This is a genomic window from Brotaphodocola sp. (assembly GCF_050873065.1).
In the GTDB taxonomy this organism is placed as follows: Bacteria; Bacillota; Clostridia; order Lachnospirales; family Lachnospiraceae; genus Brotaphodocola.
The window spans coordinates 1-6286 of record NZ_JBNMIC010000092.1; the positions used below are offsets into that span (position 1 = coordinate 1).

Consider the following 6286-nt stretch of genomic DNA (forward strand, 5'->3'; position numbering starts at 1 on the left):
CGTAATATCATGTCCCCGCCTGGACGGGGTGAAAGGATCAAACTACATGTGTACAGCCGCAACTTACAAAACCAGGGACTTCTACATGGGACGGACTCTGGATTATGAATTTTCTTACGGGGATGAGGTGACGATCACGCCGAGGGGATACGGATTTGCACTTCGTCATCCACATAGCGAGTCAGCTCCCAATATGGAATCGAATCCGGATCAGAAGTCGGAGCAGGATGTTCAGGACAATATTTTTCACACGAAATATGCGATGATTGGAATGGCGCATGTTGCAGAAACCTATCCGCTCTACTACGATGCGATCAATGAGAAGGGACTTGGAATGGCAGGCCTGAATTTCGTTGGAAATGCGGTTTATCGGGAAGAAAAAGCGGGGAAAGACAACATCACACAGTTTGAGTTCATCCCGTGGATTCTCGGAAGCTGCGCAACGCTTGAGGAGGCGAAAGTTCTGCTTTCCCGTATCAATCTGACGAATACTCCGTTCAGTGAGGGACTTCCGACGTCGCCTCTGCACTGGATCATTGCGGATGAGAGCGGGGCAGTCACAGTCGAGTCGATGCGCGACGGACTTCACATTTATGACAATCCGGTCGGGGTGCTCACAAACAATCCTCCGTTTGAGCAGCAGATGTTTCAGCTGAACAACTATATGCATCTGTCCCCAAAGCAGCCGGTCAACCAGTTTTCCGAGGAGCTAGCACTCCACACTTACAGCCGCGGAATGGGAGCTCTCGGTCTGCCGGGCGATCTCTCGTCGATGTCCAGGTTTGCCCGGGTCGCTTTCACAAAGATGCATGCGGTGTCGGGAGATTCCGAGAAGGAGAGTGTGAGCCAGTTTTTCCACATTTTAGGATCGGTGGATCAGCAGCGCGGGTGCTGTGAGGTCGCAGACGGAAAATATGAGATCACACTCTACACTTCCTGCTGCAATGCGAGCAGGGGAATTTATTATTACACGACGTATGAAAACCATCAGATCACGGCCGTTCATATGCACCGGGAAAATCTGGATGGAAGCGGTCTGATCCGCTACCCGCTGATTACCGGGGAGCAGATTCACGATCAAAATTAAGTAAAAATCGCTCTGCGAGGATGCGCAGCGATTTGACTCACAGAGGTTCCGAGGAAAAACAGTTGATCTCTGCCCCGATGAACAGGATACAGATACAAAAATACAGCCACAGCATCAGCAGGACGATCGCAGTCAGGCTTCCGTACATGTAGGAAAAACTGCTGAAATGCGTAAAATACAGAGAGAATCCGTATGAAAAAGCCAGCCAGCATACCGTGGAAAATACGGCTCCGGGAATCTGTCTGCGGGGCGGCTGGTGCCTGGTGGGAATGATAGAATAAAGTCCCACGAAAAATGCAAAAAATAAGACGAGTGCCGTCAGATTTCGGAAACTGATGACATTGTTTAAAAATGGGCTCAAAAATGGAAATGAGCGCACGATCAGGTCATGAATCGCATTTCCGAGGACGAGAAGCACGAGGGAAAAGACGCAGACAACCATGAAGAGCAGGGTGTAAAACGAGCAGATCAGGCGTCGGAGAATGTAGTTGCGCTTTTCCACGATTCCGAAGATGCGGTTGAGTCCGCGCTCGATGCTGAGCATGCCGCGGGCGGCAGACCAGAGTGCAGCGGCAGCGGAGATCGAGAGGATGGTCGCCGGGGATTTGATGTAGAGGTCATCGACAATCCCGACAACGAGAGAGTCAAGCATATTCGGCATGATTCTCACGAGAAGCGTCAGAAGATCGGACTTGTTGACATTTGGAATGAACTGGATCATTGTCAGCAGAAGCATGATAAAAGGAAAGAAGGCAATGACAATGAAAAAAGATGCCTGTGCCGCATAGACGGTGACTTCGTCCGCCGTATATTTTTTCCAGATATTCCAGATCCGTTTAATGATTAAAAATAAATTCAGCATGGTGGTATTTACTCCATCAGATTTTGATTCTGTTTTCCGAACGGAAAATTCTGTATGATAATATTAACATGAGGCGGAAAATAGTACAAGAAGTGCATAGCTTTTTTATTTATGCGGTGGTATACTGATAACGATGCATTTTTAAAACCCCGAAAGGGGGATTTTTTCATTTTTATGCATAGGAGATATTTTACTTGGAGGGTTGTAAGTTATGAAGCGATTGCTGAAGTACTTAAAAGAGTACCGGCGCGAAAGCATCCTTGCGCCGCTGTTCAAAATGCTGGAAGCCAGCTTTGAACTGTTTGTCCCGCTCGTCATGGCACAGATCATCGATGTCGGAATCCGCGATCAGAACGGAAGCTACATCGTAAAGATGGGCGGACTTTTGCTGCTTCTCGCCGCAATCGGTCTCACCTGCTCCCTGACCGCGCAGTATTTTGCTGCAAAGTCGGCAGTGGGCGTCTCGACGGCACTGAGAAGAGATCTGTTTAAACACATTGGAACTTTATCTTACAGCGAGCAGGATACGATGGGAACCGCGACGCTGATCACGCGGATGACGAGTGATATCAACCAGGTGCAGTCCGGACTGAATCTGGCACTTCGTCTGCTTTTGCGTTCCCCGTTCATTGTTTTTGGTGCGATGGTCATGGCATTTACGGTCAATGTGAAGGCTGCACTCGTGTTTGTCGTTGCGATTCCGGCTCTGAGTGTCGTGGTATTTGGCATTATGCTTGTGAGTATGCCGCTTTACAAGAAAGTACAGCGCCAGCTTGACAGCGTGACCCGCTCGACGAGAGAGAACCTGACCGGCGTGCGCGTAATCCGTGCATTCAACCGTCAGGAAGATGAGATCAGGAATTTCGATCAGGAAAACAGCCTGCTTGTGGATATGCAGGTCTTTGTCGGAAAGATTTCCGCGATGATGAACCCGGTAACCTATGTGATCATCAACGGCGCGACGATCGCGATCGTGTGGATTGCCGGAAAACAGGTCAATCAGGGCATTATCACCCAGGGTCAGACAGTGGCCCTTGTCAACTACATGTCCCAGATTCTTGTGGAGCTGATCAAGATGGCAAACCTGATTGTCTCGATCTCCAAGGCACTTGCGTGCGCAAACCGTGTCAACAAAGTCTTCGACACGGAGAGCAGCATCAAGGAAGTGCAGAATGCAAAGACAAGTGGCAAGACGGGTGCAAAGAACGTCACGGAGAAATCTAAAGACGCAGAGAACGCAGAAAAGACGCCGAAGATTGTCTTCGACCATGTGGACTTTGCGTATAAAAATGCAAAAGAAGATTCCCTCACCGACATCAATCTGACGGTAAAACGTGGTCAGACGATCGGTGTCATCGGAGGAACCGGATCCGGAAAATCCTCTCTTGTGAACCTGATCCCGCGTTTCTATGATGTGCGCCAGGGTGCCGTCCGCATCGATGGTGTCGATGTGCGCGAGTATGCACTGAAAGATTTGAGAGATCGGATCGGTGTTGTTCCTCAGAAAGCAGTTCTGTTTGAGGGAACGCTCCGCGCAAATATGAAGTGGGGCAAAGAGGATGCCACGGATGAGGAGATTTACCGTGCACTTGATATTGCCCAGGCGAGAGAGTTTGTCGACGGAAAGGGCAAGGGACTGGATCTGTTTATTGAGCAGAACGGACGGAATCTCTCCGGCGGTCAGCGTCAGCGTCTGACGATTGCGCGCGCCCTTGTCAGAAATCCGGAGATTCTGATCATGGATGACAGTGCTTCCGCACTCGACTTTGCGACGGATGCAAAACTTCGCCGTGCAATCCGGGAGAACACGGACGGCATGACGGTCTTCATCGTTTCCCAGCGTGCGACGACGATCAAGAACGCGGATCAGATCGTTGTTCTCGATGACGGCAGGGTGGCAGGCTGCGGCACTCATGCAGAGCTTCTTGATTCCTGTGAGATTTACCGGGAGATCTGCCTGTCCCAGCTTTCCAAAGAGGAGGTGAAGTGAGATGGCAAAGCAGAAATTTGATTTTGGAAAACACAAATCCACGCTCAAGCGTATTTTAAATTACATCGGCATTTACAAATGGCTGGTCCTGCTGTCTCTTGTACTCGCCGCAGTGACAGTGGCGACAACACTGTATGCACCAATCCTGATCGGTAACGGTGTGGATCTGATTGTCGGACAGGATCAGGTGGATTTTGCAGGGCTTTTTGCAATTCTCAAAAAAGTGGCAGTCGTGATCTGCATCACGGCAGCTGCACAGTGGCTGATGAACCACATCAATAACCAGATTACGTTCCATGTTGTGAAAGATATCCGTACCAAGGCATTTAACCATCTTGAAGAACTGCCGCTGTCCTACCTCGATTCCCATCAGGACGGAGACATCATCAGCCGAATCATCGCGGATATCGACCAGTTCTCGGATGGACTTTTGATGGGCTTTACCCAGTTGTTCACCGGCGTGCTCACAATCCTCGGAACACTCGGCTTTATGCTGATGGTAAATCCGGTGATCACGATTGTCGTAGTGCTTGTGACTCCGCTCTCTCTGTGCGTGGCAAGTTACATCGCGAAAAAGACGTTCTCGATGTTCAAATTGCAGTCCCAGACCCGCGGTGAGATGACCTCCCTCGTCAATGAGATGATCGGAAATGAAAAGGTTGTCCAGGCATTTGGCTATGAGGATGAGGCACAGGAGCGCTTTGAGGAGATCAACTCCCGACTTCAGAAATGCAGTCTGCGCGCGATCTTCTTCTCCTCGATCACGAATCCGGCAACCCGTTTCGTCAACAGCATGGTATATGCGAGTGTCGGCGTAGTCGGTGCTTTTGCGGCAATCCGTGGTATGCTCAGTGTCGGTCAGCTCTCGATTTTCCTGAGTTATGCGAACCGGTACACAAAGCCGTTCAATGAGATCTCCGGCGTTGTGACAGAGCTTCAGAATGCACTTGCATGTGCGGCCCGTGTTCTCGAACTCATCGATGAGCCGGCATTCAAGGCGGAGGATTCCGATGCCGTGACGCTCGACCATGTGGACGGAAGTGTCAAGCTCGACCATGTGAAGTTCTCCTATGTGCCGGAAGTTCCGCTGATTGAGGATCTGAACCTCGATGTCAAGCCGGGACAGAGAATCGCGCTTGTCGGACCGACTGGATGCGGAAAGACGACGATCATCAACCTGCTGATGCGTTTCTATGACGTGAATGACGGTTCAATCAAGGTGTCCGGAACTGACATCCGCCATGCGACGAGAAAGAGCCTGCGTGCAAGCTACGGTATGGTGCTTCAGGAGACGTGGCTGAAATCCGGCACAATCCGCGAGAACATCTGCTACGGAAAACCGGATGCGACGGAGGAGGAGATGATTGCGGCAGCCAAATCCGCCCATGCACACAGCTTTATCAAGCGTATGCCACAGGGATACGACACGGTGATCTCCGAGGATGGAGGAAATCTCTCCCAGGGTCAGAAACAGCTCCTCTGCATTGCGCGTGTGATGCTTTGTCTGCCGCCGATGCTGATCCTCGATGAGGCGACCTCCTCGATCGATACGATGACGGAGATCCGGATTCAGAAGGCTTTTGCGACGATGATGCAGGGAAGAACGAGCTTTATCGTTGCGCACCGTCTGTCGACGATCCGTGAGGCAGATGTGATCCTTGTGATGAAGGACGGCCATATCATTGAGCAGGGCAACCATGAGAGCCTGCTCGCAAAGAATGGATTCTATGCGACGCTGTACAACAGCCAGTTCGCAAATTAATAAGCGCCATGATGTTGTGAGGATTCAAGTCAACGCTTGCAAAGACTTGGCGCGTAATGATTATAGTGGTGTGTGATTTCGCTCCAGAAGTGAGTAAGTTCCTGCAAACCCGTGTGAATCGTCGGTACTTAGGTCGTGTATTTTACGACCTTATGTACCGTTACGATGAGCCCGGAGTGAGAACGAGTTTGCAGAACTTTGCTCACTGACGGAGCGTTTGTTTTTTAACAAACATAGATTTCTTGCACTTGATAATGATAAAAAATAAACATAAATGCATAAAACCTATAATATGATGCGCATTTTCCATATTAGACGCAAAGTGCATCTTCTCCTATACTTGTTTTCAGAAAAAACAGTCAGGTCAGAGAAAATATTCAAGAATTATTCTTGAATGATTTTTGAATTGTTTTTCAGATCTGTTTTGAAATCTGAAAGGAGAAGGGTCCGGATGAGAGAAGAAGAGACTTACAGTTACAAGACCCCGTCATCCCAGCTGGTGAAGATTGCGGAGATTGCTTCCCACTACAAAGGGAGACCGGAGATGCTGATGAAGGTGATTACAAAGGTTCAGAAGATTGAACC

4 protein-coding genes are annotated in these 6286 nt (G+C 49.6%); 3 read left to right on the top strand and 1 reads right to left on the bottom strand.

Annotation, left to right across the window (positions count from 1 at the left end; all coding sequences use genetic code 11):
- Positions 1 to 46: 46 nt before the first annotated feature.
- Positions 47 to 1087, top strand: a complete 1041-nt coding sequence (gene bsh / locus ACR0QE_RS12890; protein WP_432628744.1) for a choloylglycine hydrolase — start codon at positions 47 to 49, stop codon at positions 1085 to 1087.
- 37 nt (positions 1088 to 1124) lie between these two features.
- Here bsh and ACR0QE_RS12895 read toward each other — a convergent pair whose 3' ends face one another.
- A complete protein-coding gene (locus ACR0QE_RS12895; RefSeq protein WP_432628741.1) occupies positions 1125 to 1949 on the bottom strand; it encodes a YihY/virulence factor BrkB family protein in 825 nt (274 codons plus the stop codon).
- A gap of 211 nt (positions 1950 to 2160) precedes the next feature.
- Here ACR0QE_RS12895 and ACR0QE_RS12900 point away from each other — a divergent pair, with 211 nt between their 5' ends.
- Both ACR0QE_RS12900 and ACR0QE_RS12905 read left to right on the top strand, forming a co-directional pair.
- Positions 2161 to 3939: an ABC transporter ATP-binding protein gene (locus tag ACR0QE_RS12900; RefSeq protein ID WP_432628742.1), complete on the top strand. Its 1779-nt coding sequence runs from the start codon at positions 2161 to 2163 to the stop codon at positions 3937 to 3939.
- Between the two features lies 1 nt (position 3940).
- Positions 3941 to 5701, top strand: coding sequence for an ABC transporter ATP-binding protein (locus tag ACR0QE_RS12905; protein ID WP_432628743.1), 1761 nt, complete (start codon positions 3941 to 3943; stop codon positions 5699 to 5701).
- The last annotated feature ends 585 nt before the right edge of the window (positions 5702 to 6286 follow it).

Coding starts and splice junctions, on each gene's coding strand:
- ACR0QE_RS12900 (WP_432628742.1), top strand. CDS start 2,161: ATGAAGCGATTGCTGAAGTACTTAAAAGAGTACCGGCGCGAAAGCATC.
- ACR0QE_RS12895 (WP_432628741.1), bottom strand. CDS start 1,949: ATGCTGAATTTATTTTTAATCATTAAACGGATCTGGAATATCTGGAAA.
- bsh (WP_432628744.1), top strand. CDS start 47: ATGTGTACAGCCGCAACTTACAAAACCAGGGACTTCTACATGGGACGG.
- ACR0QE_RS12905 (WP_432628743.1), top strand. CDS start 3,941: ATGGCAAAGCAGAAATTTGATTTTGGAAAACACAAATCCACGCTCAAG.